The sequence below is a fragment of the Stenotrophomonas sp. 71799_Sma genome (assembly GCF_056482505.1).
Genome location: NZ_CM151202.1, coordinates 3750529 through 3777451, shown reverse-complemented (window position 1 = coordinate 3777451; position 26923 = coordinate 3750529). Strand labels below are relative to the sequence as shown.

The window sequence follows — 26923 nt, the reverse complement described above, 5'->3', positions numbered from 1 at the left end:
GTGAAAGATAAACGAGGGGGCTGGAAGCGACAAATGTTTGACGCACAGAATTGGAATCAGGTGGGCAACAGCGTGTGCGGGCCAGGCAGCACCAGGCGGAAGCAGGAGCCGCCGGCGGGCACCGGGATGTAGTCGAGCCGTGCCTGGTTGGCGCGGCACAACTCGCGGGCGATATACAGGCCCAGCCCGGTGCCGTGCTCGGAGGTGGTGAAGAACGGGCGGAACAGCTGTGCGGCCACGCTCTCGGGAATGCCGGGGCCACGGTCCATCACGTCGATCACCGCGCTGCGCTCGTGCTGCGCCACGCGCAGGCGCACGCGCGCCGGCTGCTGGCCGATGCGGCCGTACTTCAGTGCGTTGTGCACCAGCACGGTGAGCACCTGGTACAGGTGTTTGCTGTCGACCTGGGCCATCACCGCCGTGTCGCTGATGATCGGTTCGATGCTGTCGGTTTCCAGCGTCTGGCCCTGCTTGTACTCCAGCACGAAGCGGCGCACGAAGGCGACCAGGTCGACGTTCTCGGGTGTGGCGCGCTCGCGCCGTGCCAGCCCCAGCACGCTCTCGACGATGCCGTTGGTGCGCTGGCATTGCTGGCGGATGATCTGCAGCAGACGGCGGTCGCTTTCGTTGAAACCGGTGCCTTCCTCCAGCAGCTGCACGGCGTAGTTGATCGCCGCCAGCGGATTGCGGATTTCATGGGCGAGGCTGGCCGAGAAGCGGCCCATCGCCGACAGGGTGAGCGATTCGGCGCGCCGCGAGACCACGCTGGAGTCGTCCAGGAATACCAGCGCCAGTTCGCTGCCGGCCAGCAGGCGGGCGAAGCGCGGTTGCACTTCCGGCTGGTCGGGGTTGAGCTGCAGCGGCAGTTCGTCCTGCGCCCAGCCGTTGCGCCAGCGCTGCAGGCGGCGCGCCAGTTCCGGCGCGGCACTGGCCAGATCCAGGCGTCCCGTCTCACCGATGCCGTCGTTGTCGCCGAGCAGCATCGAGGCCGCTTCATTGGCCAGGGTGATGCGGTTGTCGGCGTCCACCACCAGCACGCCGGTGCGCATGCGGCGGATGATCAGTTCGTTGATCTGGAACAGGTTGGCCACTTCGTCGCCGCGCTGGTTGGCCAGCTGCTGGTTGCGGCGCGCGCGGTTGCCCACCTGGTAGCTGATGAAGGCCAGCGCCAGGTAGCTGGTGGCGAACATGGCCAGCTCGGCCAGCGTGCGGGTGGGGTCACCGCCTTCGAGCACCTTCCAGAGGTATTCGGTACCGGTGGCCAGGCTGGCAGCAACCGCCAGGCCCAGGCCCCAGCTCAGCGGCAGCAGGGTGGCGGCGGCGGCGATGTTGAACAGCAGCGACATCGAGATGCCGGCGCTGGCACCGGGCAGGGCATGCGCCAGCAGGGTGGCGGCGATGATGTCCACCAGCACGCTGCTGACCACGATCGGGCGCAGCCAGCGTTCGTTGCGGCCGATCGCCAGGGCCAGCAGCGACAGCAGCAGATAGATCGCCGCGACGGTATCGGCCAGACGCGGGTGATGGGCCTCGCCGACCATGCCGGACAGGGGGCTGTAGAGCAGGCCGGCGATGACCGCGGCGATCAGCACCCGGTACAGCGCGAAGAAGTACAGCTCACGCCGCGGAATCGATTCGATGCGGTCGATCAATGAAGCACTGGGTGACACGCCGGAACTCCCCTTCTGGCTGCCTGGGTCTGGAATCTGCGGCGGCCCTGCCCGGCATCCCCTGAAGCCGGGCGGGTTCGTCGCTTCTATGTGGCCCGCGGTGGAAGGCGCCGGGCAAGCCCGACACTACACACCTTGGTTGACCAGTATAGGGCCCCCGGCAGGACGCCGCCGGAGCCGCCCGGATCGCGCATTTGGCCTGCCGTGGATACCGGTGGTCAGCGCCGGCCCGGGCGCAACTGCCTGAATGGCGGTGGAAATCTGGCCGGGTGTGGCGTTTTGTACAGACTTCTTTGCGCCCCGGCGCCGGCTCGGCCACAATAGTGGGCCCGCCGCGGTCCATGCCGGCGCCCCGCCGGGGCCCTGAGGAATTGCGTGCGGTCGTTCCTATTCCCACGGTGACGCATGAATTTCCACGAATACCAGTCAAAACAACTGCTTGCCGAGTACGGCATCCCGGTCCCGGCCGGCAAGGTCGCTGCGACCCCGGACGAAGCGGTTGCCGCTGCCAACTCCCTGGGCCAGGGCCCCTGGATGGTCAAGGCGCAGATCCACGCTGGCGGCCGCGGCAAGGCTGGCGGCGTCAAGTTCTGCAAGACCACCGACGACGTGAAGGCCGCTGCGGCCAAGATGCTCGGCACCAAGATGGCCACCTACCAGACCGCTGGCGTTGAACTGCCGGTCAACCTGGTGCTGGTGACCACCGCCGGCGAGATCGTCAAGGAACTGTACCTGTCGGTGCTGGTCGACCGTGGCACCAAGACCATCACCTACATCGCCTCTTCGGAAGGCGGCGTGGAGATCGAGCAGGTCGCGGCTGAAACCCCGGAGCTGATCCACTCGCTGAACGTCGACTTCGTCGAAGGCGTGCAGGGTTACCACGGCCGTGATTTCGGCTTCAAGCTGGGCCTGACCGCCAAGCAGGCCGGCCAGTTCGCCAGCATCATGGTGAACCTGTACCGCCTGTTCAACGAAAAGGACCTGGCGCTGGTTGAAATCAACCCGCTGGCCATCCTGGACGACGGCAACCTGTACGCGCTGGACGGCAAGTTCGACAGCGACGACAACGCCGCGTTCCGCCAGAAGGCCCTGGTCGCCATGCGCGACAAGACCCAGGAAGATCCGACCGAAGTGATCGCTTCGGAGCTGGACATCAACTACGTCACCATGGACGGCAACATCGGCTGCATGGTCAACGGCGCAGGCCTGGCCATGGCCACCATGGACGTCATCAAGCTCAACGGCGGCGAGCCGGCGAACTTCCTGGACGTGGGCGGCGGCGCCAACAAGCAGCGCGTCATCGAAGCGTTCAAGCTGATCCTGTCCTCGGACAAGGTTGAAGGCATCTTCGTCAACATCTTCGGCGGCATCGTCCGCTGCGACATGATTGCCGAAGGCATCATCGCCGCCGTGAAGGAAGTGGGCGTCAAGGTTCCGGTCGTGGTGCGCCTGGAAGGCACCAACGTGGAAGAAGGCAAGCAGCTGCTGCGTGACAGCGGCATGGCCATCATCCCGGCTGACAACATCAACGATGGCGCCAAGAAGATCGTTGAAGCTGTCAAGAACGCTGCCTGATTCGACACCAAGGAATTCCCATGTCTGTTTTGATTAACAAGAACACCAAGGTGATCGTGCAGGGCTTCACCGGCCAGCAGGGCACCTTCCACGCCACTCAGATGATCGAGTACGGCACCCAGGTTGTTGGCGGCGTGACCCCGGGCAAGGGTGGCACCACCCACATCGACCTGCCGGTCTTCAACACCGTTGCCGACGCCGTGCAGAGCACCGGCGCCAACGCTTCGGTCATCTACGTGCCGCCGCCGTACGCGGCCGACGCGATCCTGGAAGCCGCTGCTGCCGGCATCAAGGTCATCGTCTGCATCACCGAAGGCATCCCGGTGCTGGACATGCTGCGCGTCAAGAACGTGCTGACCCGTTCGCATCCGGACACCGTGCTGATCGGGCCGAACTGCCCGGGCGTCATCACCCCGGGTGAGTGCAAGATCGGCATCATGCCGGGCCACATCCACCAGCCGGGCAAGATCGGCATCGTGTCGCGTTCGGGCACCCTGACCTATGAAGCGGTCAAGCAGACCACCGAAGTCGGCCTGGGCCAGTCCACCTGCATCGGCATCGGTGGTGACCCGATCAACGGCCTGAACTTCGTCGACTGCCTGAAGCTGTTCAACGAAGACCCGCAGACCGAAGGCATCATCATGGTTGGCGAAATCGGCGGTGACGCTGAAGAAGCCGGCGCCGAGTACATCAAGAACCACGTGAAGAAGCCGGTCGTCGGTTTCATCGCCGGTGCGTCGGCTCCGGCCGGCAAGCGCATGGGCCACGCCGGTGCGATCGCCTCGGGCGGCAAGGGCACTGCCGAAGGCAAGTTCGCCGCCATGGAAGCTGCCGGTGTTGTCACCGTCCGCTCGCCGGGCGACCTGGGCGCTGCCATCGCCAAGCTGGTGAAATAAGACCGCTTGTGTAGAGTCGAGCCATGCTCGACTGACGCTCTTGCTTCAAACAGAAGGGCCGCCTCCGGGCGGCCTTTCTGCGTCTGGTGCCCTGACCATCCCGGTAACCCCATCCACGCATGGCGTGGATCTACTGAGCCGGGGCTGTCCACGCAGTGAGCGCGCCCGGCGCGCGCATGGCGCAGCGCTACAATGGGCACATTGCAACCACAGGCTGGATTCCCATGGCTTCGATCCGCATCGCGATGGCGCAGTTCGACTTCCCGGTCGGCGATGTCGCCGGCAACACCGAGCGCATCATCGAGATGATCGGCCAGGCGCGCGACGAGTACGGCGCCGAGCTGGTGATGTTCCCCGAGCTGGCGGTGAGTGGTTATCCGCCGGAAGACCTGCTGCTGCGCCCGGGCTTCCTGTACGAGTGCGAGCAGGCGATGGCCCGCATCGCTGCTGCCTGCCGTGGCATCACCGCCGTGGTCGGTTGGCCGCAGGCGGCCGGTGCGGTGGTCTACAACGCCGCCAGCGTGCTGCGTGACGGCCTGGTCGAGCAGACCTACCGCAAGCGCGAGCTGCCCAACTACGCGGTGTTCGACGAGCGCCGCTACTTCGATGTCGATCCGGATGGCGGCAGCTGCGTGTTCGAGGTCAACGGCATTCCGGTCGGCCTGCTGATCTGCGAGGACCTGTGGTTCGCCGAGCCGCTGGCCGACACCGTGCGCGCCGGTGCGCAGCTGGTGGTGGTGCCGAATGCCTCGCCCTACGAGCGTGGCAAGCATGCCCAGCGCGATGCGGTGCTGGCCGCACGCACCCGTGAGAGCGGGGCGGCGATCGCCTACCTCAACGTGGTCGGTGGCCAGGACGCGCTGGTGTTCGACGGCGCCTCGGTGGTGGCCGATGGCGACGGCACCGTGCACCCGGCCGCCGCCGCCTTCGTCGACCAGTGGCTGGTGGTGGAGTACGACGGTGAAAGCCGGCGCTTCATGCCGCACGTGTGGATGGACGATGGCGACGAGAGCATGGACGCGCTGGCCTGGCGCGCAGTGACCCGTGGCATCCAGGACTACTGCCGCAAGAACGGCTTCAAGAAGGTGTGGCTGGGCTTGTCCGGCGGCATCGATTCGGCGCTGGTGCTGGCCATGGCCGTGGACGCGATGGGCGCGGAAAACGTCACCGCCGTGCGGTTGCCGTCGCGCTATACCGCGGGCCTGTCCAACGACCTGGCCGCCGAACAGTGCCAGGCACTGGGCGTGAAGCTGGAGGCAGTATCGATCGAGCCGGCGTTCAAGGGCCTGATGGAATCGCTGGCGCCGATGTTTGAAGGCACTGCGCCGGACGTGACCGAAGAGAACCTGCAGTCGCGCAGCCGTGGCGTGATCCTGATGGCGCTGGCCAACAAGTTCGGTGGCCTGCTGCTGACCACCGGCAACAAGAGCGAGTATGCGGTGGGTTACGCCACGATCTACGGCGACATGTGCGGTGGCTACGCGCCGCTGAAGGACCTGTACAAGACCGAGGTGTTCGGCCTGTCGAAGTGGCGCAACACCGTGGGCGGTGCGCCGGTGATCCCGCCGGCCGTGATCAGCCGCCCGCCGTCGGCCGAGCTGCGCGAGAACCAGCTGGACCAGGATTCGCTGCCGGCCTATGACGTGCTGGACGGCATCCTGTACCGCTACATCGACCAGGAGCAGTCGCGCACGGAGATCGTTGCGGCCGGTTACGACGCGGCCGTGGTCGACCGGGTGCTGCGCCTGGTGCGCATCAGCGAGTGGAAGCGGCACCAGGCCGCGCCGGGGCCGAAGGTCTCGCGCCGGGCATTTGGCCGCGAGCGTCGTTACCCGATCAGCAACGGCTACAAGGGCTGAAGCTGCGGTTGGCGGGTAGTGCCGGCCGCTGGCCGGCAACCCGTGTACCGTGCATCCACGCATGGCATGGATCTACTGGGATCTACTTTAGAGCCGAGCCATGCTCGGCTCAGAGGCAGTCGAGCGTGGCTCGACGCTACATTTCAGGCCTTCCACGCATGGCATGGATCTACCGGGCTTCGTCGAGCAGCTGTTCGAGATCGGCAGTTTCGGTGGCTTCGTCGAACGGGCTGTCCCTCAACCGCGCACGCACGAACGCCAGCCCATCGGCTGCCGCCGCATCCAGCGTGCCGCGGTGGTCGACCGGATAGCGCCGGAATGCCACGGGCTCTCCACGCAGGGCCAGCCCCGCGGCATACAGCAGGGTGGTCAGATAGGGCACATCGCGGTCCTCGCTGCCGTGGCCCAGCATCAGCGGTTGGCTGAAGCCGCGGCGCGGTACGCCGAGATAGTCGTACAGCACCGCCCAGATGCCCGGCACGCTGGTAAGCGGTGCAGTGAACATGCTGCCGGTATCTGCACCGTCCAGCGTGGTGGCCAATTCGCCCAGGCACTGTTCGCGTGCCACTGCCACGCGGGCGCGACCGGTGTCGCTGAGGACGCGGTCGATCTGTGGCGCAACCTGCAACAGACCGTCGAGCAGATACGCGTGATACGCGTTGAGCGCGCCAGGATTGGCGGTGCGGTTGTCCGGCTTCATCACCAGCGCGGTCAGCTCGACGGCGGTGGGCGTGCCGGTGGTGAAGCTGCCGCGGTAGTGCAGGGAAGGGCCACCATAGGTGGGCGCCAGATGCCCGGCTGTGAGGGCTGCAGCGCCACCCTGTGAATGACCGACCGAGACCCAGCGCGGCGACAGCGCTGCGTTGCCCAGGTACTGGCGGCTGGCCTTGACCAGGTCGATGGCATTGCGCGCGGCCGTGCGGACGTGCAGATAGGCATGCTCGCCGGGGCTGCCGAGCCCCTGGTAGTCCGCGGCGACCACCGCATAGCCCTGGGCCAGGAACTGATCGAGGAAGCGCCCGTCGCGTTCGGGTTGGTAGGGGCCGGACACCGAGGGCGCGCAGCGATCTGCGATGCCCTGGGTGCCATGTGCCCAGGACACCACCGGCCAGCCGCCCGCTGGAGCCGCGCCGGCGGGCAGGTACAGCAGGCCGGTGCCTTCGGCCAGTTGGCCGCGAAGATCCGGGGTGCGGTAGTGGAGCTTGTAGGCCTGCACAGCCTTGGACGGCACCCATGACGCGCGATAGGGGGCAGCAGACAGCAGATCGCCCGGTGCACCCGGTGCGGCAGCCAGGGGTGCCGAGGACAGCGCCAGCAGGGCGGTGGCGAGGAGGCAGGCGAGGGGGCGGAAACGGCGGGGTGGTAGGGTCATGGGGCGCTCCTTCACGGCCGGGATGGCCGTTGCGCCGCAGTGTGGAGGGCGTCGCCGGAGCGGGATGCGACCGGCGTCGCATCCGCCGGGAATTCGTAGAATTCCTAGTGTCGTGGTCCATGGGCGTACGAACCATCCACGCATGGCGTGGATCTACCGACAAAGAAAAGGCCCCTTTCGGGGCCCTCTCTTACTTCTTTTCCAGTCGCGCGTTGCGCTGGCCGGTGCTGGCGGATTTCTCGCCGGCGAACGGGTTCAGCTTGCGGATCATCCACGGGTACTTCGGCCACTTGCCTTCCAGCCACGGGTGGTCCGGCTGGTTCAGCTGCAGGACGCGGCGGGCATCGTCGGCCAGGGTCTTGTTGCCCAGGTGGGTGTAGGAATCGGCCAGCACAGCCACGGCGTCGTACTGGAACGCGCTCTGCGGGTAGGTTTCCAGCAGGTAGTTGGCGCGGCCGGCGGCCGAGACCCAGGCGCCGCGGCGCATGTAGTACAGGGCGTTGTCCAGCTCATGCTGGGCGAACACGTCACGCAGCTCCAGCATGCGCTGGCGCGCATCGGCGGCGTAGCGGCTGTTCGGGTAGCGGTCCACCACGATGTTGAAGTCCGAATACGCCTGGTGCGGCGTGGACAGGTCGCGACGGCTGGCATCCAGCGACCATACGCGGCGCAGGAAAACCGTACTGCGGTTGGAGTTGGCCAGGCCGCGCAGGTAGTACAGGTACGCGATGTTGCGATGGGTCGGGTAGGTACGGATGAAGCGGTCGATGCTGGACACCGCGTCATCGTGCTTGCCGGCCTTGTACTGGGCGTAGGCGGTCTCGATCATCGCCTGCTCGGTGTACGGACCGTACGGATACTGGGCCACCAGGCGGCGGAAGCTGGCTTCGGCGCCGCTCCAGTTGCCACCCTGCATCAGCTTGTGGCTCTTCTCGTACAACTGTTCGACCGGCGTCCCTTCATCGGGGCGATCGCCCTTCTTGGCACCACGGTGGCAGCCGGTGGCGGCGATGACCAGCACCAGCAGCAGGGCGGTGAGGCGGACGGGCGCGGAGAGCATGGCGGAGCGTCGGATCATGGGGTCGAGGCGGGACGCGGCTGGAATACGAAGGGTCGATGATAGCCTAGTGTCCTGTCCAGCGACTGAAACCGGCCGCCGGGACCCCAAAATTTCAAAGAATGCCCCCTGCCATGTCTGAACAACCCTCTGAATCGGCCCGCCAGGCCATCGTCCCCGACACCGCTGCCGGCCGCCGTTTCGACGCCGTGGTGGCCGAACTGTTCCCCGAATACTCGCGTTCGCGCCTGACAGAGTGGATCAAGGCCGGGGAGGTCCTGCTGGACGGCGCCCAGGTGCGCCCGCGCGATCCGCTGCGCGGTGGCGAGCTGGTGACCCTCAACGTGGTGCTGGAAACCCAGACCGACGCCCAGCCGGAGGACATCCCGCTGGACGTGCTGTTCGAGGACGAGCACCTGCTGGTGATCAACAAGCCGGTCGGCCTGGTGGTGCACCCGGGCGCGGGCAACCACAGCGGCACCCTGGTCAACGCCCTGCTGTTCCGCGACCCGTCGGTGGCGGTGCTGCCGCGCGCCGGCATCGTGCACCGCCTGGACAAGGACACCAGCGGCGTGATGGTGGTGGCCAAGACCCTGGAAGCGCAGACCGCACTGGTCGAGCAGCTGGCCGCGCGCGACGTGCACCGCCAGTACCTGGCCATCGTGATGGGGGCGCTGGTGGCCGGCGGTACCGCCGATGCCCCGATCGACCGCCACCCACGCGACCGCCTGAAGATGGCCGTGCGCGAGGACGGCAAGGAAGCGATCACCCATTACCGCCTGCGCGAGCGCTTCCGTGCGCACACTGCGCTGGAGTGCCGCCTGGAAACCGGCCGTACCCATCAGATCCGCGTGCACATGGCGCATGTGCGCCATCCGATCATCGGTGACCCGCTGTACGGCGGTGCGCTGAAGCTGCCCAAGGGCGCCAGCGATGAGCTGGTAGCCGCGCTGCGCGGCTTCAAGCGCCAGGCCCTGCACGCCGAGACCCTGGAGTTCACGCACCCGATCACCGGTGAGCCGGTGCGCAACACCGCGCCGGTGCCGGACGACATGCTGCACCTGATGAAGGTGCTGCGCGAAGACAGCGAAGCCTTCGCCGCACGCGAGCGGGACCGCTGGTGATGGCCGCCGCGTTGCCTTTGCTGCAGGCGGACTGGCCGGCGCCTCCGGGCGTCCATGCGCTGACCACGCGTCGGCACGGTGCGGGCATTTCGCCGGCGCCGTTCGCGCAGTTCAACCTGGGCAACCGGCACGCGGCCGATGGTGATACCCCTGCCAACGTGGAGCACAACCGCCAGCTGCTGCAGCAGGGGCTGGCGCTGCCCTCGGCACCGCACTGGCTGCGCCAGGTGCACAGCAGTACCGTGCTGCGCTTCACAACGCCGCCGGTGCCAGGCGCAAGCGAACCGGTGGCCGACGCTGCGGTGACCTCGGTGCCCGGCGTGGTGCTGGCGATCCTGACTGCCGACTGCCTGCCGGTGGTGTTCGCCGCTGCCGACGGTAGCGAGGTGGGCGCCGCTCACGCCGGATGGCGCGGGCTGGCCGACGGCATGCTGGAGGCCACCGTGGCCGCCATGCAGACCCCGCCCGCGCAGCTGCGCGCGTGGCTGGGCCCGGCGGCCGGACCGGCCGACTACGAGATCGGCGAGGAGGTCTACCACGCCTTCGTCGGCCATGATCCGGCCGCCGAGGCGGCGTTCGTAGCCACCCGCGCAGGCCATTGGAAGGTGGACCTGTTCGCGCTGGCGCGGCAGCGGTTGCAGGCGGCGGGCATGGACCCGGCGCAGGTCCATGGCGGCACGGTGTCGACCATGGCCGATCCGGACCTGTATTCGCACCGGCGCGACCGTCGTACCGGGCGCATGGCGACGCTGGCCTGGATCGCGCCCTGACCACGCCGCTGTTCGCGCGCGTGCTGGGGCCGGCCTTCGCCACCCTCGCAGGGCCGGTGCAAGCGCTGCATGCCGCGCCGTTGCCCTGCCGCTACGTGGGGCGGGCGCGCATCGTGAGGGGGCGGCACTGGCTGGTGCCGCTGTTGGCCGCGTTGGCGCGGCTGCCGAAGGACGGTGGAGCGTTGCCGACCGAAGTGGCGTTCAGTGCACACGGGCAGGGCGAGCAGTGGGCGCGGCGTTTTGGCCGCTGGCCGATGGTGTCGCGGCTGTGGGTACACGAGGGATACCTGCGCGAGCAGTTGGGCGCAGTGCGCTTCGAGTTCGACCTGCAGGCCCGCGAGGGTGGCATCGACTGGTCGGTGCGGCGGGTCTGGGCGTTCGGGCTGCTGCCGCTGCCGAGGCGCTGGTTTGGTGGTGTGCGTTGCCGCGAAGCCTGGCAGGGTGAGCGTTACACTTTCCTGGTCGATGTGACCTTGCCCTGGGCCGGAGCCCTGATCCGCTATGAAGGCTGGCTCGAACCGCAGTGATTCCGCCGCCGAGGCCGGCAGCGCGGTGATCGTGTTCGATGGCGTGTGCGCGCTGTGCAACCGCTGGGTGCGCTTCCTGCTGCGTTTCGACCGCAAGGGCCGCTACCGCTTTGCGGCGATGCAGGGCGCGCAGGGCAGTGCGATGTTGCGCGCGCACGGGCTGGACCCGCAGGACCCGATGTCGTTCCTGCTGCTGGACGCACAGGGCGCCTGGACCGATACCGATGCGATCCTTCGCGTGCTGGCGGGGCTGGGCGGCGTCTGGCGTCTGACCGGTGCATTGCGCGTGCTGCCGCGCAGCTGGCGTGATGCCGCGTACCGCGCGCTGGCCCGCAACCGCTACCGCTGGTTCGGGCGGCATGATGCCTGTTACCTGCCCGCACCGGAGCAGGCCGCGCGGTTCCTGGATTGAAGAAAAAAGGGGACCGAGGGGATTAAGTCGTTTGTGCACAAACGACTTAATCCCCTCCGTCCCCTTTTTCCCTCAGCCTTCCAGCGCGTCCAGGTAGCTGCGGCGCCAGTGGTTGATGTCGTAGGTGCGCAGGTGCTCCATCATCGCGTGCCAGCGTTCCTTGCGCCTGCGCAGCGACATCGTTGCCGCGGTGGCGATGGCGTCGGCCACGCCGTCCAGATCATGCGGGTTCACCAGCAGCGCCTGCTTGAGTTCGTCGGCGGCGCCGGCCAGCAGCGACAGCACCAGCACGCCGGGGTCTTCCGGGTCCTGCGACGCCACGTACTCCTTGGCTACCAGGTTCATGCCATCGCGCAGCGGCGTGACCAGGCCCACTGCCGCCGCCCGGTAGAAGCCGGTGAGGGTGGCGTGGGTGAAGTTCTGGTTGACGTAGCGCAGCGGCGTCCAGTCCGGTTCGGCGTGGCCACCGTTGATGTGGCCGGCGATCTGTTCCAGCTGGCTGCGCAGCTGCCGGTACTCGGTGACATCGCCGCGCGAGACCGGGGCGATCTGCAGGTAGGTCAGCGAGCCGCGCTGATCCGGATGGCGCTCCAGGTAGCGCTCGAAGCCGAGGAAGCGTTCGGGCAGGCCCTTGGAATAGTCCAGGCGATCCACGCCGATCGCCAGCTGGCGATCACGCAGGCTGTTGCGCAGGTTCTTCACAGCGGCCTTGGTGGCGGCGGTGCCGGCCTGTCGCGCGATCAGCTCGGTGTCGATACCGATCGGGAACGCCGCCGCACGGAAGCGGCGCCCGCCCGGTGCTTCCAGCTCGCCGTTTTCGAGCACGCGGCCGCCGCCGAACAGGCGCAGGTAGGTCTGGAAGCGATCGGCGTCGCGCTGGGTCTGGAAGCCGACCAGATCGTAGGCGTACAGCGCGGAGAACAACCGAAGGTGGTCGGGCATGGCCTGCAGCAGGTCGGCCGACGGCATCGGGATGTGCAGGAAGAAGCCGATGCGGCAGCCGATGCCACGCTCGCGCAGCAGCGCACCAAGCGGGATCAGGTGGTAGTCGTGGATCCAGACGATGTCGTCCTCGCGCAGCAGCGGCGCGAGCTTGTCGGCGAACAGCGCGTTGACCTTATGGTAGGTCTCGCGGGTGCCCCGGTCGTAGTCGACCAGATCCAGGCGGAAGTGCAGCAACGGCCAGAGGGTGCGATTGGCGAAACCGTTGTAGTAGCCATCGACCTCGCGCTTGCTCAGGTCGAGGGTGACGAATTCGATATCGCCATCCTTCTGCGTGTGCAGCGTGCCGCTGCCGTCGCGTACGCTCTTGCCGCTCCAGCCGAACCACATGCCGCCTCGTTCCTTCAGCGCGGCCAGCAGGCCCACCGCCAGGCCGCCGGCGCGGTTCTCGCCCGGTACGGCCACGCGGTTTGAAACCACCACCAGACGACTCACGATGCCTCCTGCCAGGACCGCGACAGGCGCATCGCGGCGGTGATCAGGCCGACGTGCGAATAGGTCTGCGGGAAATTGCCCCAGGCCTCGCCGCTGTCGAAGGCCAGATCCTCCGACAGCAGGCCCAGGTGGTTGCGCTGCTTCAACAGCAGCTCGAACATCCCGCGTGCTTCGTCCATGCGCCCAATCGCCGCCAGCGCATCGATGTACCAGAAGGTGCAGATGGTGAAGCTGGTTTCCGGCTCACCGAAGTCATCCGGTGCAACATAGCGGTACAGCGAGTTGCCATGCTTGAGGTCGCGGCCGATGGCGTCGACGGTGGCGATGAAGCGCGCATCCATCGCGTCGATGAAGCCGATGTCGGCCAGCAGCAGCAACGAGGCATCCAGCCGATGGCCACCAAAGGTATCGGTGAAGTGGCCCAGCTCTTCGCTCCAGGACTCGGCCATGATGCGCGCATGGATGGTGTCGGCGCGCTCGCGCCAGTAATGGGCGCGGTCATCGCGCTTCAGGCGCACGGCGATCTTGCACAGGCGGTCGCACGCCGCCCAGCACATCGCGCTGGTGTAGGTATGTACTTCAGTGCGGCCGCGGAATTCCCACAGGCCGGCATCGGGTACGTCGTGCAGGGCGAACGCCTGTTCACCCAAGGGTTCCAGGCGGGCGAAGGTGTGCGCATCACCCGGGTCCTGCAGGCGGCGGTCGAAGAACAACTGGGTGGACGCCAGCACCACGCTGCCGTAGACATCGTGCTGGCGCTGCACCCAGGCCAGGTTGCCGCGCCGCACCGGGCCCATGCCACGGTAGCCGGACAGGCTGGGTACTTCGTCCTCGTCCAGCTTGGCCTCGAAGCCGATGCCATACAGCGGCTGCAACGTGCCGTCGGTGGTGGCCAGGTTGAAGATATAGCCGAGGAACTGTTCCATCGTGCGCGTTGCGCCGAGGCGGTTCAGTGCGCGCACCACGAACGCGGCATCACGCAGCCAGCAGTAACGGTAGTCCCAGTTGCGCACGCTGCCGGGCGCTTCCGGAATGGAGGTGGTCATCGCCGCGATGATCGCGCCGCTGTCCTCGTACTGGCACAGCTTCAGGGTGATCGCACTGCGGATCACCGCGTCCTGCCATTCCAGTGGAATGGACAGGTAGCGCACCCATTCGCGCCAGTAGTCGCGGGTGCGCTGGAAGGCTTCCTGCACATAGCCACTGATCGAGCGGTTGAGCGATTCATCCACGCCCAGGATCAGGTGGATGGGATGGTTGAGCACGAACGGCAGGCCATCGCGGATGAAGCGCACCGGCACGTCGGTGGTCAGCCGCAGCACGTGTTCGGGCAGGATCCAGCGCACGTGGTTGCTGCCCCAGGTGGACTCGGGCACGCGTGCGCCCCAGTCGGCCAGTGGCCGTGCGTGCACGGTGATGCGTGGGCTGCCGGCCAGTGGTCGTACCTGGCGGATCAGGCTGACCGGTCGGTAGAAACGGTCGTTCTGGCGCCAGCGCGGGGCGAAATCAAGGATTTCCAGTTCACCACCGTGCGCGTCGCGCAGCACGGTACGCAGGATCGCGGTGTTGGTCAGGTATTCCTGCTCGCTGCTCGCGAAGTCCTCCAGCTCGATGGCGAAGTCGCCACCGGTCTGCTGGTTGGGGCCGAGCAGGGTACAGAAGGTGGGGTCGCCGTCGAAGGTGGGCAGACAGCTCCAGACAACGCGGGCACGTTTGTCGACCAGGGCGCCGAAGCTGCCGTTGCCGACCACGCCCAGATCAAGATCGGGTTGGGTCATCACGCGGTACATCTCGGTTGCGGCCGTGGGGTGGCCGGGTCAATAGGCATTCTCACGCAGCCAGGCGTGCACGCTGCGTATGTCGGGCAGCGCGAACACGGCTTTGCTGGGTTCCCGTTCGCCCACCAGTACGCTCCAGCCATGCTGGCCATTGGCGGCGTCGAAGCCGAACTCATCGGTCAGGTCATCGCCGAGGAACACCGGCAGGCGGCCGCGGAACGGCAGGTACTGCATCATCCGGCGCACGGCACGGCCCTTGTCGGTGCCGACCGGAACGAATTCGACCACATGGTCACCGGGCTGCAGGCGATAGCTGGCACGGCCACGCACATGGCGGTCGGCGAAGGCGCGCACATCACTTGCCGCGTGCGGCGCACCGCGCCAATGCAGCGCCAGGCCGACGCCCTTGTCTTCCACCAGCACGCCGGGATGGCCATGGGCAAAGCGCATCGCCTGCTGGTGCAGCGCGTGCAGCCACTCGGCGGTGTCGTCGTCGTGTTCGTCGCGCAGGACGCGACCGTCTTCGCCGCGCAGTTCGTGGCCATGCAGGCCGGCGGCGGGCAATTTCAGGGGAGCGAACAGTTGATCCAGCTGTTCAAGTGGGCGACCACTGACCAGTGCCACGGCACCTTCCAGGCGGTCGCTGATGCGGCCGATGGCTTCACGCACATCCGGCAGAAGCTGCACGGCATCCGGGCGTGCAGCGAATTCGATCAGGGTGCCATCGACATCGAGGAACAACGCACAGGCGTCGTCCAGCAATGGCGGTGGCGGACGCAGGGGGAGCGGTTCAGCCATGACGCCCAGCTTGCCAGCGTGGGCGTGTACGTGGGGTCGAGGGCAGGCTACGGAGTGGGTAGTGCCGGCCGCTGGCCGGCACCGTCATGGTCCCTGGATGCACCCTGAGGTTGCCGGCCAGCGGCCGGCACTACCGGACTGATGAATCAGAACGTATAGCGGACGCGGCCGTAGTAATACGCGCCATTGCTGCCGATCGGCGACAGCACGTCGTACGGCAGGTTGCCGAAGTAGTGGATATCGCTGTTGGATCGATCCGGGTAGTTGTCGGTCAGGTTCTGGCCGCCGATGGCCACGCTCCATTGCGGGGTGATGCGGTACTCCACTTCCGCATCCAGCTGCCATTCGGCCTGGTAGGTCTGGCGCGGGATGTAGCCATCACCGAAGTTGAACACGCGTGTGGCGCTGCCGTAGCGGTTCACGCGGGTGCTCAGCGACCAGTGGTCGTTGCTCCAGGCTGCCGAGAAGCTGCCACGGGTGCGCGGTGTGGCATCGGTGAGGGTGTTGGTCTCTTCGATTCCGAACAGGACGTAGTCCGGGTTCAGTGCACGCAGCTGTGCCGGCGTGGCCAGCACGTTCTTCAGTGTGGTCTTGGTATACGCGTAGGTCCCGGTGAGCAGCAGCTGGCCATCGCCCAGCGATTGCCGCCAGTTGCTCACCAGCTCGGCGCCGCGGGTGCGGGTATCGGCGGCGTTGACGAAGAAGCTGGCGCTCTGCAGGCCGCTGACGCCGTAGTTGGCCGCCACGTAGTCGGTCAGCGCATCGCCGGTGATGCTCTCCGACAGCGCGATGCGATCGTCGATGTCGATCTGGAAGAAGTCCAGTGACAGGTCGAAGTGCTCGCCAATTCGGCTGGTGAAGCCCAGCGAGGTATTGATCGACTTCTCCGGCTTCAGGTTCTGCGCACCGAGGCCACGCGCGATCGGGTTGTTGACCGACAACAGGCGGCCCTGCACCAGCTGGCCGCCAGCGTTGTAGCCGGTGGAGGTGGATTCGTAGCCGATCTGTGCCAGCGACGGCGCACGGAAGTTGTTGGAGATGGCACCGCGCAGCGCGAACGCCGGGGTGAATTCATAGCGCAGGCCGAGCTTGCCGGTCAGTTCACCGCCGAAATCGTCGTTGTGCTCGTAGCGCGCGGCCAGATCGGAGGAGAACTTCTCGCCGAACTGGCTGGACAGGCTGGCGTAGGCGCTGGCCACGTCGCGCGACAGGCGGGCCGCATCCTGCGGCGTCAGGCCGCCACCGGCCTGCGAGCCGGTCGGGCGATCGGTGTAGGGGCCGGCGGCGTAGCTGGCCGGGTCGCCGGGACGGGTCTGGTAGCGCTCGTGGCGTGCTTCCACGCCCAGGCCCAGGGTGTGGCTGATGCTGTCGCTCTGGGTGAACACACGACTCAGATCGAGGTTGCCCACGGTCTGTGCGTATTCGTAGTCGGCGGTCTTGAAGCGGGTCGGGCTGGTCGGGCCCAGCGACGCGTTGAGCGAATCACGCAGGCGGTAGGTGAAGTCGTTCTGGCCGTAATCCAGGCTGCCGTCGTAGCTCCATTCACCCCACTGGCCGCGCACGCCGGCCACGGCCTGCACGTCGCGGTTCTCGCCTTCGGAGATCGGCCGGTAACCGTTCGGATAGACCTGCTTCCAGTTGGCATTGCCATCGGGGTAGCGGAAGTAGTTCGCACCTTCGGTATCACGCTGGTTGAAGGTACCGAACGCGTAGAACGTCGACGTCTGGCCCACCGGGATCTCAGTGTTCAGCCACAGGTTGATGTCCTTGCTCTTGCCATCGCCCAGCACGTAGTTGCGCTTGCCCTGCAGCGCCAGGTTGTCCGGCGTCTGGTCCCACGGCGGAATCTGGTCGAAACCGGCGCGGTTGGTGCCGTTGCGGTGCTTGTACTCCAGGCCGACACGCAGGAAGCCGCCGTCCTCGCCCAGCGAGGTGCCGACCTTGGCGCTGATGTTGCCGGTCTGGCCGTCGGTGAGGGTGCGGCCGATCGGCTTGAGGTCGGTGTGGTTGGCACCGTAGCTGGCCTCGATCTCGCCGCCGTCACCGCCGTTGTCGAGGATCACGTTGATCACGCCGGCCACGGCGTCCGAGCCGTACAGCGCACCGGCGCCGTCGCGCAGCACTTCGATGCGCTTGATCGCGCTGACCGGGATCGAATTGAAGTCGACCGGCGTGGTGCCCTTGCCGATCTTGCTGTCGGTGTTGACCAGCGCGGTGTGGTGGCGGCGCTTGCCATTGACCAGCACCAGCACCTGGTCCGGCGACAGGCCACGCAGCTGTGCGGCGCGCACGTGGTCGGCGCCGCCGGAGTTGGACTGGCGCGGGAAGTTGAACGACGGCAGCAGGGCCTGCAGCGCACTGCCCAGCTCACCGTTGACCACGCCGGCCTTGCGGATGTCCTCGGCGGTGAGCACGTCCACCGGCGAGGTGGATTCGAGCACGGTGCGGTCGGCGGCACGGGTGCCGGTGACGATCACGGTGTCGAGGTTGGTAGCGTCCTGGGCTAGAGCCGGGACGGCGGTGGAGGAAAGCGCGAGGGCGATGGCGAGGCCGAGCGGCGACGCGGGCAGGCGGATGGACATGGGGGCTCCAGCAACAACGACGACGGGGAAGGGGGAGATGGTTTCACTTACATCCATCCGGATGAAGCGATATATTATCTTCGCGTGATGGCCGGTGCCGATGCAAGTCCCTGCCGGTCCGGCATGAGTTGATGCCCCGTTGGCATCAGCACGCCGGACCGGTGGCGCTGTACGCTGCCGGCTCGCCTTGTCCCCCTTCCCCGGAGCTGTACCGATGAAACACCTTGGCCTCGTCTTCGCCGTGCTGCTGGCCACCAGTGGCTGCGCCAGCCTGTCCTCTCAGGCGCCCAGCGCCTATGCCACGGCCACCACCGCCGAACTGAAGGGTGATGCCGCACGCCCGTCCGCCGGCCACGGCTGGGTGCGCAGTGAGCTGTACTTCGGCGTGGGCGAGGAGCAGGGCGCCGGCAACCGTCCGCAGGCCGACACCATCAGCGAGACGCAGTGGCGCACCTTCCTGGACAAGGAAGTGACCCCGCGCTTCCCGGATGGACTGACCGTGTTCGATGCCTATGGCCAATGGCTGTTCCGCGGTGATGCCGCGCCCAACCGCCTGCGCACCAAGGTGATGGTGGTGCTGCACGAGGACACCCCGCAGCGCCGTGCCGATATCGAAGCCATCCGCTTGGCGTGGAAGCAGCAGACCAAGCATCAATCGGTGCTGTGGTCGCGGCAGGCGGTCGAGGTATCGTTCTGAGTTGAAGGTGCCGCCGCGGTGCCGCAGGGAGCGATGATGAACTACAGGGAATGCCTGCTGGGCCTGGTATTGGCAGGTGTGCTGGCACCGACGGCGCAGGCACGTGGGGACGATAGCGAAACGCTACGCTTCCAGGTGGCCGCGCATGTGCAGGCGCATGCCGATCCCCAGCAGGACGGCAGCATCGCAGTGCAGCTGTCACCGTCAGGCAAGCGCCAGACGCTGGCGGGTGCGGCGGATGCCGATGGCAATTCGCGCTGGTCGCTGGAAGACGTCGATTTCGATGGATACCCGGAACTGGTCGCGCGTGCATCGGTGGGCATGGTCAACGAGGCGGTGGCGGTGTACCGCTTCGACCCGGCCAGTGCCGGGTTCCGCGCGCTGCAGGCCGACACCCACGGCAAGGACAGTTGCGGTGACCTGATGGGGTTGAGCGTGGATGCTGCCACTCGAACCCTGACCAGCAGCTGCCGCAGTGGCCCGATGTGGTACGCCGACCAGTACCGGTTTGCAGGTGCGAAGCTCTATCTCTACCGCAGCGAAAGCGTTCTGATGCTGGGCGACACGGTGAACGCCGCGTTGCAATGGGAACAGAGCGACGAGCAGGGCCCGTTGGCGGTCTGGCGTACCTATGATCCCGCCGGTCGTGTGCTGGAGACCGCCATCGCTGATGGCCTGGGCGCACCGCCGGATGGGCCGCTGCGTGGCCAGCAGGCCACCGTGGTGCCAGCGCGCCTGTTCCTGTTCGACCGACCCGGTGCATCCAGCGCCAAGCGTTATCTGGTGCAGGGCGACCACGTGGAGATGCTGGATGAACAGGATGGCTGGATGAAGCTGCGCTACCGCAACCCGAAGCAGGGCGCGGTGGTGGGCTGGATCAACGTCAACGATTGAAGAAAAAAGGGGACGGAGGGAATTAAGTCGTTAACGGCACAAACGACTTAATTCCCTCCGTCCCCTTTTTTTGCGGTGGCATCACTTCATCGGGTCTAGCCTCGGATGTTCCCCCGTTCGAGGATGTATCCGATGAGCAAGCGCGTGGCCGAAATCGTGGTGGACGCCCTGCGGCAGGCTGGTGTCCGCCGTTGCTACGGCATCGTGGGCGATACGCTCAATCATGTGACCGATGCGATGCATGGCAGTGACATCGCCTGGGTGCACGTACGGCATGAGGAAGTGGCCGCATTCGCCGCCGGTGCCGATTCGCTGGTAAGTGGCGAACTGACCGCCTGCGCCGGTTCCTGTGGGCCCGGTGGCCTGCACTTCATCAATGGCATCTTCGAGAGCAATCGCAACCGCGCGCCGATGGTGCTGATCGCCAGCCAGATCGTCACCAGCGAGCTGGGCATGGAGTTCCCGCAGGAAGTGGACTTCAAGGCGGTGTATGGCAGCTGCACGGTGTTCTGCGAGCAGGTGCACAGTGCCGAACAGGCGCGACGCGTGGTGGCGCTGGCCTGCCAGGCCGCGATCAGCCGTCGCGGCGTCGCCGTAGTGATCCTGCCGGCTGACATCAGCGAGGCCGAGGTGAAGCACGATGTGCCGTTCTCGGTGCACTACACCCAGCCGGTGCTGCGCCCCTCCGACGCGGAACTGCAGCGTATTGCCGAGTTGTTGGGGCAGGGCAAGCGCATCGGCATCTATGCCGGCGCCGGCTGCCAGGGTGCACACGTGCAGTTGTTGGAACTGGCGCGCAGGTTGCAGGCGCCGGTGGCGCACACCTCGCGCGCCAAGGATTTCGTCGAGCCGGACAACCCGTACAACATGGGCATGACCGGCATCTTCGGCATCGAATCCGGCTTCCACACGCTGATGGAGTGCGACACGCTGCTGCTGCTCGGCGCTGATTTCGCTTGGGGCCAGTTCTATCCGGACAAGGCCACGATCATCCAGGTCGACCGCGATGGCAGCCACCTCGGCCGCCGCCATCCGGTGAACCTTGGCGTGGTCGGTGATATCGCGCCGACGCTGGACGCCTTGCTGCCGATGCTGCCGCCGCGCGAGGACAGCAGTTTCCTGGACGAGTGCATCGAGCGCCGTGACAAGGCACTGAAGAAGCGCGAGCAGGAAGAACAGCCGGGCGAGGGCGAGCTGATCCACCCGCAGCATCTGACCGCGCTGCTGTCGAAGTACGCCAGCGACGATGCGCTGTTCACCGCCGACGGAGGCTCGCCGATGGTGTGGGTGTTGCGCCACATCCGTGTCAACGGCCGCCGCCGCACGCTGACCAGCTTGCTGCACGGCACGATGGCCAACGCGATGCCACAGGCACTGGGCCTGCAGAAGGCTTTCCCGGGTCGGCAGGTGATCTCGCTGTCCGGCGATGGTGGCCTGGCGATGCTGTTGGGCGATCTGTTGACGGCCGTGCAGGAAAACCTGCCGATCAAGGTGGTGGTGTTCAACAACGGCTCGCTGAACTTCGTCGAGCTGGAGCAGAAGGTGGAAGGCCTTCTGGACAACTACACCGACCTGAAGAACCCGGATTTCGGCCGCTTGGCCGAGGTGATCGGCTTCCACGGCCGCACGGTGACGCGCAGCGAGGATCTGGAAGAAGCGGTGCAGGATTTCCTGGCGCAGCGTGGCCCGGCGCTGCTGGACGTGCATACCAGCCGCGCCGAGCTGGTGATGCCGCCGCAGATCGAGGCCAAGCAGGTGGCCGGTACGGCGCTGTATGCGGCCAAGGCGGTGTTGAACGGCCGCTTCGACGACGTGAAGCATCTGCTGGTGGACAACTTCCTGAAGAAGTAACGGGGTTTGATGCAGGGCTGCGCCCTGCACCCGCTACGAGCCGGAGCCAGAGCAGAAGCGGGTTTCCTGAGGGATGGCGGGGTGGGTCCGGTTGCGGGGGACGCTGCAAGTACATCCATGTAAGCTCGGTCGCGCCATCCATGGCGCTCACGCCCCCGCAACCGGACCCACCCCGCCCTCGACAGTCTCCTGCGATCTGTCGGAACGGCATATTGCGCTGGTGGGTGTCGACCTTGGTCGACACGGTAGATCCACGCCATGCGTGGATAGCGTGGAAATGATCGAATTGTTCTCGTAGAGCCGAGCCATGCTCGGCTGAGAGGCTTCGCGTACAGCAGCCGAGCATGGGCTTGGCGCTACAACGAGAGCCTGCCTTTGCTTTTGATCTTTTGATTCTCTTCCGTGGCTGGCACGCGCAGGAAACTGTCAGGGGCCGTTCGGGATGGGCTGCGCAGGACCGTTGGCGCCATGGATGGCGCCATCGAGCCCCCAGGGTGAAGTGACCCCCGAGACTTGGACGGGGTCAGGCGGCCGATTGGGCCTGCTCCCGGTACTTTATCGGGCTCAGACCTTTCAGTTTCAGTTTGATGCGCTCTTCGTTGTAGTACTGGATGTATTCCACCAGCCCAGCCTCCAGACTCTCGAGGCTGTCAAAGCTGTTCAGGTAGAAGAACTCCGACTTCAGCGTTCCAAAGAAGCTCTCCATCGCCGCATTGTCCAGGCAGTTGCCGCGCCGGGACATGCTTTGCTTCAACGAGTGCTTTTCCAGCATATGCCGGTAGTTTTCATGCTGGTACTGCCAGCCCTGGTCGGAGTGGATCATGGGGCGCTCATCCGGGGAAAGCTTCTTGATGGCCTCCTCCAGCATTTGACCCACCAGATCAAATACGGGCCGACGCTTGATCTGATAAGCCACGATTTCACCGTTGTAGAGGTCCATGATCGGCGACAGGTACAGCTTCATGCCCTGCACCTTGAACTCGGTCACGTCAGTCACCCACTTCTGGTTGGGCCGCTCGGCATGGAACTGGCGATTGAGGTCATTGCCAACCACAACATTGGCCGCCCCCTTGAAGGCCTGGTAGCGCTTCACACGCACCCGCGATTTCAGCCCCATCTCCCCCATCAGGCGCTGAACCCGCTTGTGATTGGTCCGATGGCCCTGATTGGCTAATTCCAGCGTCACCGTGCGATAGCCATAGCGCCCTTGGCTTTGATCGTAGATTGCACGGATGCGCTCGCACAGGGCTGCCTCATCCTGATCCGGATGGGCCAGGACATGGTTCTGGTAATAGAACGTACTGCGTGACAGCTCAGCTGCTTCGAGCAGAAGCGACAGCGTATGAACCTGCCTCAATCCTTGGACGGCTTGCGCTTTGCGTCCTGCGCCGCCTGCTCTTCCCGGATCAAGGCATCGAGTTTTTTTAGGTAGTCGGTCTCCGCACGCAGATAGGCGACTTCCTTGAGCAGCTCATCGCGGCTCATATCCTCAGGTGGCTTGGACGAACGGGTCTTTTTCATCGGCTTTCGGGGCGGCGGCGGAGGGGGTGCCAACGCTTGGGCACCGCCTTGAGCATACAGGCGCCGCCATCGTCCCACCGCGCCGGCATCGCCAATTTGAAAGTAGGTGGTGGCCTCCCGCCCGGACAAGCCGTCCTGGCTCATCTTCTCCAGGACAGCCAGTTTGAACGGGAGGTCATAGGACCGGGCCTGGCGATGAAATCCCCGCCTACCATGCAGCCGATAGGTCGCCACCCAGCGCCTGACCGTGGAGAACTCCAGGCCGTGGCGACGGGCAATGGCTTTGACCGATGTGGAGGTCTTGCAGGCCTCTTTGGCGACCTGCAGTTTGAAACGCGCGTCGTATTTGTTCATGTATCCCTCGGGGTTGGATCTGGTGTCCAACTCCCGGGGGTCACTTCAGGGACGGGTTTACGGCGTGTCCTGCGCAGCCCATCCCGACCGGCCCAACCCAGAAATCGCTGTCCGCGACCAACCCAGCCACGAGGGGCCCCGCCGTTGGCTGGAACCCATCATTCCACCACGGAATTGGCGCGCCGGCCCCGCTGGGCCTACCATCGGCGGTCCCCACCCCCACCGCCCCTTCCATGTCCGCTCCCGCTTCCGCCGCACCGCGTCGCTGGTTCGTCGCCGGCGACTTCAACGGCTTCTTCGGCCTGGTCGTCGACAACCTCTCCATCCTCGGCTTCATCGCCATGGCCCTGGTCGGGATCTTCCAGTTCCCCGCCGACGTGGTGTTCGGCCGCATGTTCCCCGGCACCGCCTTCGGCGTGCTGGTCGGCAACCTGCTGTACACCCTGATGGCGCGCCGGCTGGCTGCGCGTACCGGCCGCGACGATGTCACCGCCATGCCGCTGGGCCTGGATGCACCGACCAGCATCGGCATGGCGCTGCTGGTGCTCGGCCCGGCCTTCATCGCCTTCAAGCAGCAGGGCATGGACCCGCACGCTGCGGGCATCGCCACCTGGCAGCTGGGCATGGCCGCGCTGGTCATCATGGGCGTGCTCAAGTTCGTGCTGTCGTTCTTCGGCGAAGCGGTCACCCGCGCGCTGCCGCGGGCCGCGCTGCTGGGTTCCATCGCCGGCATCGCGCTGGTGCTGATGGGCCTGCTGCCGCTGCTGGAAACGCTGCGCTCGCCGCTGGTCGGCTTCACCACCCTGGGCCTGCTGCTGTATGTGCTGATCGCCAAGGGCAAGCTGCCGGTGCGTGGCCCGGGCGTGCTGCTGGCCTTCGTGTTCGGCACCGTGCTGTATTACGGGCTGGGCCTGGCCGGTCTGGGCGCGCCGGGCTTCCACGTGCCGGCGTGGGTGCCGCCGCAGGTGGTGCTGCCGCTGCCGACGCTGGGCTTCCTCGACGGCCTGCCCACCGCGATGACCTACCTGCCGCTGCTGCTGCCGTTCGGCCTGCTGATGGTGGTCGGTGGCATCAACGTGTCCGAAAGCGCGCGCGCGGCCGGCGATGACTACCGCACCCGTGACATCCTGCTGGTGGAAGCGGTGGCTACGCTGGTGGCCGGTGTCTGCGGTGGCGTGGCGCAGACCACGCCGTACATCGGCCAGCCGGCATACAAGCACATGGGCGCGCGCAGCGGTTACACGCTGCTGACCGGCCTGTTCGTCGGCATCGGCGGCATGCTCGGCATCATCTCGGGGCTGGTGCAGTGGCTGCCGCTGGCGGTGCTGGCACCGATCATCGTGTACGTGGCCATCGACATCACCACCCAGGCCTTCCAGGCCACGCCGCGCCACCATACCGGCGCGATGGTGTTCGGTTTCCTGCCGTCGGTAGCGTACCTGCTGGCGATCAAGGCGCCAGGCTGGATCGCACCGGACCAGCTGCCGCAGCTGCTGACCAAGCTCGATGGCCACGGATTGCCTGAGCTGGCGGTGATCTTCACCCTCGGCAATGGCTTCATCATCACCTCGATGCTGTGGATCTCGGCGGTGGCGGCGATGGTGGATGGCCGCCTGCGCCGCGCCTGCGGCTTCCTGCTGGTGGCGGCGGTGCTGACCCTGTTCGGCCTGATCCACTCGGTGGACCCGCGCGGTGGCATCTACCTGCCGTGGGATCTGGACGGCCTGGCGCGCATCATCAGCTGGCAGTTCGCCGGCGCCTATGTGGCATTGGCGCTGCTGCTGGGCCTGCTGTCACTGCAGAAGCAGGCGGTGAAGCCGCTGGGTGAGAACAGCTGACCCCAGAGTAGTGCCGGCCGCTGGCCGGCATCCTCATGGACCTCGGACGTAGTGTGCAGCTGCCGGCCAGCGGCCGGCACTACCGCTCTCCATCCAGTTCCGGGTAGTGGCGGAAGATGCCGTTGGTGTTGAACGGCAACCGCCGTTCCGAGTCCAGATAGGAGGCAATGTTGGGTCGTTTCGCCACCCGCTCCTGCAGCGCGCGCAGCAGGGGCAGGGTCGGTTCCAGTGCCTGCATGCGGCGTGGGAACATGTAGTTCAGCCCGCTCAGCAGCTGGAACAGCGACAGATCCACATACGAGTGCTCGCGCAGTGCATGGCGGCCACCGTTGGCCGCCAGCACCTGCTCGAAGTAGCTGAGGAACTTCGGTAGCCGTTCGCTGCGCAGCGACGCGGCACGTGCCTTGGCCTCGGTCTTCTGCTCTTCGTAGTACTTCGATGCAGCGATCGGATGGTGGGTGTCATGCACCTCGGCCACCAGGTCGGCGATGGTCAGCTGCAACTGCAGCGCCTGCATCCGCCGCGAGGCTGCCTGTGGCACCAGGTCCAGCGTCGGGCCCAGGAAATCCAGGATTGCCGCGACCTGCGCGATGACCTGGCGACCGGCCTTCAGGAACGGCGGCGCGAAGGGCTGCGCACCTTCACTGCTGCCATCGAGAAACGGCTGCATCACTGCATCGCCGTGCACCCGCGCCATGTCGATGTAGTCGGCACCGGCATCTTCCAGCGCCAGCCGCACGAACTCGCCACGGCCCTGGATGCCGGTCCAGTAATACAGCGCGTACTGCATGGCAGTGTCTCCACACGACAAGAGCAACAGCCTCGCGCGCGTCGTGCAAAGCAGGCGTGAGCATGGCTGCAGGTCCTGCCCAACCCAAACCGCAGCCGAACGAAGGGGGAACCCTCGCCGACACGGGGGGTCACACCTTCTCCATGCGTGTGAAAACGAGGTGCTGCATCATGCAGAGTGGAAAGGCGGTATGGCCCTGGGTGCTGGGCGTGGTGGTGATCGGTGGCGCGGGCGGTTGGCTGTTCCGCGACCAGCTGAAGAGCCTGGCGGACGGAGTCTCGGTGCCGGTGCAATCCACTCCCGCCAGCAGCGCCGCACCTCCACAGCCAATGACGGCCGAGCAACCGGCCCCGGCACCTCCACCGATCAGGCACCCGCTGGAGACAGAGGCGGCCGCTGATCCAGCACTGCCGAACTTGGCCGACAGCGATGCGGCGGCCTGGCGCGCACTGAGCCAGCTGTTCCAGGGCGAGGGGCCGCTGACCCTGCTGCTGCGCGACCACCTGATCCAGCGCCTGGTCACCCAGGTCGATAACCTGGACAAACCCAGCGTGCCACCCACCGCGCTGGCCGCGCGGCCGCTGCCGGGCAACCTGCAGGTCGAGGCGGGTGAGGGCGGCGAACGCATCGCCGCAGCCAATGCGGCGCGCTATGCGCCCTACGTGCAGGCCTTCACCGCGCTGGACCCGGCGGCAACGGCCACGGCCTACAAGCGCTTCTATCCGCTGATCCAGCAGGCTTACGTGGACCTTGGCCGGCCCGAGGGCTATTTCAACGACCGTCTGGTCACGGTGATCGACCACCTGCTGGAGACCCCGGAACTGGCCCAGCCGCCGCTGGTGCAGCGCGACGAACGGGGCCGCTATCGCTTCGTCGATCCCACCCTGCAGTCACGCTCGATCGGGCAGAAGGCCCTGCTGCGCATGGACCCGGCGCAGGCGCGGGCGGTCAAGCAGCAGCTGCGGGCGATCCGCAGCGCGATCACCCGTTGAACCCTTCCACCGCGCGGAACTGATCGGGATCAACGCGCCGACCACACCCGTTCCGGCATGCTGGCCGCAGGCTGACTGGCCTCGGGGTGCAGTCGCAGTCACCCTTGAAACGGGGTGGGGCAACCGCAT

The 26923-nt window shown here is 66.5% G+C and carries 21 protein-coding genes; 12 read left to right on the top strand and 9 right to left on the bottom strand.

Annotated features, from left to right (window positions below):
• Nucleotides 1–56: 56 nt before the first annotated feature.
• Nucleotides 57–1670 carry a sensor histidine kinase gene (locus tag ACZK4Z_RS17505; RefSeq protein ID WP_049401617.1) on the bottom strand — a complete coding sequence of 538 codons (1614 nt, stop codon included), beginning with the start codon at nucleotides 1668–1670 and terminating at the stop codon, nucleotides 57–59.
• A 405-nt stretch (nucleotides 1671–2075) separates the two neighbouring features.
• Here ACZK4Z_RS17505 and sucC point away from each other — a divergent pair, with 405 nt between their 5' ends.
• The 3 genes from sucC (at nucleotide 2076) to ACZK4Z_RS17490 (ending at nucleotide 6000) form a co-directional block, all read left to right on the top strand.
• Entirely contained in the window at nucleotides 2076–3245 is a 1170-nt protein-coding gene (gene sucC / locus ACZK4Z_RS17500; RefSeq protein WP_004154430.1) for an ADP-forming succinate--CoA ligase subunit beta, read from the top strand.
• 20 nt (nucleotides 3246–3265) lie between these two features.
• Nucleotides 3266–4141, top strand: coding sequence for a succinate--CoA ligase subunit alpha (gene sucD / locus ACZK4Z_RS17495; protein ID WP_005410793.1), 876 nt, complete (start codon nucleotides 3266–3268; stop codon nucleotides 4139–4141).
• A gap of 224 nt (nucleotides 4142–4365) precedes the next feature.
• Nucleotides 4366–6000 carry an NAD+ synthase gene (locus ACZK4Z_RS17490; RefSeq protein WP_032128820.1) on the top strand — a complete coding sequence of 545 codons (1635 nt, stop codon included), beginning with the start codon at nucleotides 4366–4368 and terminating at the stop codon, nucleotides 5998–6000.
• A gap of 169 nt (nucleotides 6001–6169) precedes the next feature.
• Here the strand turns inward: ACZK4Z_RS17490 and ACZK4Z_RS17485 are convergent, their stop codons facing one another.
• Together ACZK4Z_RS17485 and ACZK4Z_RS17480 are read right to left on the bottom strand one after the other, a co-directional pair.
• Nucleotides 6170–7372 carry a lipase family protein gene (locus tag ACZK4Z_RS17485; RefSeq protein ID WP_125892739.1) on the bottom strand — a complete coding sequence of 401 codons (1203 nt, stop codon included), beginning with the start codon at nucleotides 7370–7372 and terminating at the stop codon, nucleotides 6170–6172.
• Between the two features lie 190 nt (nucleotides 7373–7562).
• Nucleotides 7563–8450 carry an outer membrane protein assembly factor BamD gene (locus tag ACZK4Z_RS17480; RefSeq protein ID WP_029379759.1) on the bottom strand — a complete coding sequence of 296 codons (888 nt, stop codon included), beginning with the start codon at nucleotides 8448–8450 and terminating at the stop codon, nucleotides 7563–7565.
• A gap of 113 nt (nucleotides 8451–8563) precedes the next feature.
• On the opposite strand from ACZK4Z_RS17480, the gene rluD reads away from it, so the two are divergent.
• From rluD to ACZK4Z_RS17460, 4 genes are read left to right on the top strand one after another with little or no spacing between them, the layout of a single operon-like run.
• On the top strand, nucleotides 8564–9553 hold the full coding sequence (gene rluD / locus ACZK4Z_RS17475; protein ID WP_080291790.1) for a 23S rRNA pseudouridine(1911/1915/1917) synthase RluD: 990 nt from the start codon (nucleotides 8564–8566) through the stop codon (nucleotides 9551–9553).
• Entirely contained in the window at nucleotides 9553–10323 is a 771-nt protein-coding gene (gene pgeF, locus ACZK4Z_RS17470) for a peptidoglycan editing factor PgeF (RefSeq protein WP_125892741.1), read from the top strand. Before rluD ends, pgeF begins: the two co-directional genes overlap by 1 nt.
• A gap of 20 nt (nucleotides 10324–10343) precedes the next feature.
• Nucleotides 10344–10850 (top strand): DUF4166 domain-containing protein, encoded by a 507-nt coding sequence (locus ACZK4Z_RS17465; protein ID WP_125892743.1) that lies wholly within the window; start codon nucleotides 10344–10346, stop codon nucleotides 10848–10850.
• Nucleotides 10825–11262, top strand: coding sequence for a thiol-disulfide oxidoreductase DCC family protein (locus ACZK4Z_RS17460; RefSeq protein WP_293796328.1), 438 nt, complete (start codon nucleotides 10825–10827; stop codon nucleotides 11260–11262). Before ACZK4Z_RS17465 ends, ACZK4Z_RS17460 begins: the two co-directional genes overlap by 26 nt.
• Before the next feature lie 72 nt (nucleotides 11263–11334).
• Here the strand turns inward: ACZK4Z_RS17460 and otsA are convergent, their stop codons facing one another.
• The 4 genes from otsA to ACZK4Z_RS17440 all read right to left on the bottom strand — a co-directional run bounded on the left by otsA (nucleotide 11335) and on the right by ACZK4Z_RS17440 (nucleotide 17857).
• Nucleotides 11335–12699 (bottom strand): alpha,alpha-trehalose-phosphate synthase (UDP-forming), encoded by a 1365-nt coding sequence (gene otsA / locus ACZK4Z_RS17455; RefSeq protein WP_121504692.1) that lies wholly within the window; start codon nucleotides 12697–12699, stop codon nucleotides 11335–11337.
• Complete coding sequence (locus ACZK4Z_RS17450) at nucleotides 12696–14477, bottom strand: glycoside hydrolase family 15 protein (RefSeq protein ID WP_125892745.1); 1782 nt, start codon at nucleotides 14475–14477, stop codon at nucleotides 12696–12698. The genes otsA and ACZK4Z_RS17450 overlap by 4 nt, the downstream gene beginning before the upstream one ends.
• 39 nt (nucleotides 14478–14516) lie before the next feature.
• The gene (gene otsB, locus ACZK4Z_RS17445; RefSeq protein ID WP_032128814.1) at nucleotides 14517–15275 is read right to left on the bottom strand and encodes a trehalose-phosphatase; all 759 of its coding nucleotides are present in this window, start codon (nucleotides 15273–15275) and stop codon (nucleotides 14517–14519) included.
• A gap of 146 nt (nucleotides 15276–15421) precedes the next feature.
• Complete coding sequence (locus tag ACZK4Z_RS17440; protein ID WP_125892747.1) at nucleotides 15422–17857, bottom strand: TonB-dependent receptor plug domain-containing protein; 2436 nt, start codon at nucleotides 17855–17857, stop codon at nucleotides 15422–15424.
• A 214-nt stretch (nucleotides 17858–18071) separates the two neighbouring features.
• Here ACZK4Z_RS17440 and ACZK4Z_RS17435 point away from each other — a divergent pair, with 214 nt between their 5' ends.
• From ACZK4Z_RS17435 to ACZK4Z_RS17425, 3 genes are all read left to right on the top strand, one after another.
• Nucleotides 18072–18554 carry a DUF3574 domain-containing protein gene (locus tag ACZK4Z_RS17435; protein WP_478450957.1) on the top strand — a complete coding sequence of 161 codons (483 nt, stop codon included), beginning with the start codon at nucleotides 18072–18074 and terminating at the stop codon, nucleotides 18552–18554.
• 36 nt (nucleotides 18555–18590) lie between these two features.
• Entirely contained in the window at nucleotides 18591–19448 is an 858-nt protein-coding gene (locus tag ACZK4Z_RS17430; protein ID WP_478450956.1) for an XAC2610-related protein, read from the top strand.
• Between the two features lie 132 nt (nucleotides 19449–19580).
• Nucleotides 19581–21299, top strand: a complete 1719-nt coding sequence (locus ACZK4Z_RS17425) for a thiamine pyrophosphate-dependent enzyme (RefSeq protein ID WP_346484957.1) — start codon at nucleotides 19581–19583, stop codon at nucleotides 21297–21299.
• Nucleotides 21300–21822: 523 nt separating this feature from the next.
• Here the strand turns inward: ACZK4Z_RS17425 and ACZK4Z_RS17420 are convergent.
• A protein-coding gene (locus ACZK4Z_RS17420; protein WP_132810585.1) for an IS3-like element ISStma2 family transposase occupies nucleotides 21823–23174 on the bottom strand; the annotation gives its coding sequence in 2 pieces (ribosomal slippage) (nucleotides 21823–22727 and nucleotides 22727–23174; 1353 coding nt in all).
• A gap of 233 nt (nucleotides 23175–23407) precedes the next feature.
• Here ACZK4Z_RS17420 and ACZK4Z_RS17415 point away from each other — a divergent pair.
• Nucleotides 23408–25012, top strand: a complete 1605-nt coding sequence (locus ACZK4Z_RS17415) for a SulP family inorganic anion transporter (protein ID WP_032128551.1) — start codon at nucleotides 23408–23410, stop codon at nucleotides 25010–25012.
• 79 nt (nucleotides 25013–25091) lie between these two features.
• On the opposite strand, the gene ACZK4Z_RS17410 is transcribed toward ACZK4Z_RS17415, so the two are convergent.
• Nucleotides 25092–25802, bottom strand: coding sequence for a glutathione S-transferase (locus tag ACZK4Z_RS17410; protein WP_032128550.1), 711 nt, complete (start codon nucleotides 25800–25802; stop codon nucleotides 25092–25094).
• A 170-nt stretch (nucleotides 25803–25972) separates the two neighbouring features.
• Between ACZK4Z_RS17410 and ACZK4Z_RS17405 the strand changes: the two genes are divergently transcribed.
• Complete coding sequence (locus ACZK4Z_RS17405) at nucleotides 25973–26794, top strand: DUF3014 domain-containing protein (protein ID WP_478450955.1); 822 nt, start codon at nucleotides 25973–25975, stop codon at nucleotides 26792–26794.
• Nucleotides 26795–26923 lie beyond the last annotated feature (129 nt).

What these genes read in the sequence shown, in the direction of transcription:
- ACZK4Z_RS17490 (WP_032128820.1), top strand. Translation starts at nt 4,366, where the DNA reads ATGGCTTCGATCCGCATCGCGATGGCGCAGTTCGACTTCCCGGTCGGC.
- sucC (WP_004154430.1), top strand. Translation starts at nt 2,076, where the DNA reads ATGAATTTCCACGAATACCAGTCAAAACAACTGCTTGCCGAGTACGGC.
- ACZK4Z_RS17430 (WP_478450956.1), top strand. Translation starts at nt 18,591, where the DNA reads ATGAACTACAGGGAATGCCTGCTGGGCCTGGTATTGGCAGGTGTGCTG.
- ACZK4Z_RS17450 (WP_125892745.1), bottom strand. Translation starts at nt 14,477, where the DNA reads ATGACCCAACCCGATCTTGATCTGGGCGTGGTCGGCAACGGCAGCTTC.
- ACZK4Z_RS17460 (WP_293796328.1), top strand. Translation starts at nt 10,825, where the DNA reads ATGAAGGCTGGCTCGAACCGCAGTGATTCCGCCGCCGAGGCCGGCAGC.
- ACZK4Z_RS17480 (WP_029379759.1), bottom strand. Translation starts at nt 8,450, where the DNA reads ATGATCCGACGCTCCGCCATGCTCTCCGCGCCCGTCCGCCTCACCGCC.
- ACZK4Z_RS17410 (WP_032128550.1), bottom strand. Translation starts at nt 25,802, where the DNA reads ATGCAGTACGCGCTGTATTACTGGACCGGCATCCAGGGCCGTGGCGAG.
- ACZK4Z_RS17435 (WP_478450957.1), top strand. Translation starts at nt 18,072, where the DNA reads ATGAAACACCTTGGCCTCGTCTTCGCCGTGCTGCTGGCCACCAGTGGC.
- pgeF (WP_125892741.1), top strand. Translation starts at nt 9,553, where the DNA reads ATGGCCGCCGCGTTGCCTTTGCTGCAGGCGGACTGGCCGGCGCCTCCG.
- otsB (WP_032128814.1), bottom strand. Translation starts at nt 15,275, where the DNA reads ATGGCTGAACCGCTCCCCCTGCGTCCGCCACCGCCATTGCTGGACGAC.
- sucD (WP_005410793.1), top strand. Translation starts at nt 3,266, where the DNA reads ATGTCTGTTTTGATTAACAAGAACACCAAGGTGATCGTGCAGGGCTTC.
- rluD (WP_080291790.1), top strand. Translation starts at nt 8,564, where the DNA reads ATGTCTGAACAACCCTCTGAATCGGCCCGCCAGGCCATCGTCCCCGAC.
- ACZK4Z_RS17405 (WP_478450955.1), top strand. Translation starts at nt 25,973, where the DNA reads ATGCAGAGTGGAAAGGCGGTATGGCCCTGGGTGCTGGGCGTGGTGGTG.
- ACZK4Z_RS17485 (WP_125892739.1), bottom strand. Translation starts at nt 7,372, where the DNA reads ATGACCCTACCACCCCGCCGTTTCCGCCCCCTCGCCTGCCTCCTCGCC.
- ACZK4Z_RS17440 (WP_125892747.1), bottom strand. Translation starts at nt 17,857, where the DNA reads ATGTCCATCCGCCTGCCCGCGTCGCCGCTCGGCCTCGCCATCGCCCTC.
- ACZK4Z_RS17415 (WP_032128551.1), top strand. Translation starts at nt 23,408, where the DNA reads ATGTCCGCTCCCGCTTCCGCCGCACCGCGTCGCTGGTTCGTCGCCGGC.
- ACZK4Z_RS17425 (WP_346484957.1), top strand. Translation starts at nt 19,581, where the DNA reads ATGAGCAAGCGCGTGGCCGAAATCGTGGTGGACGCCCTGCGGCAGGCT.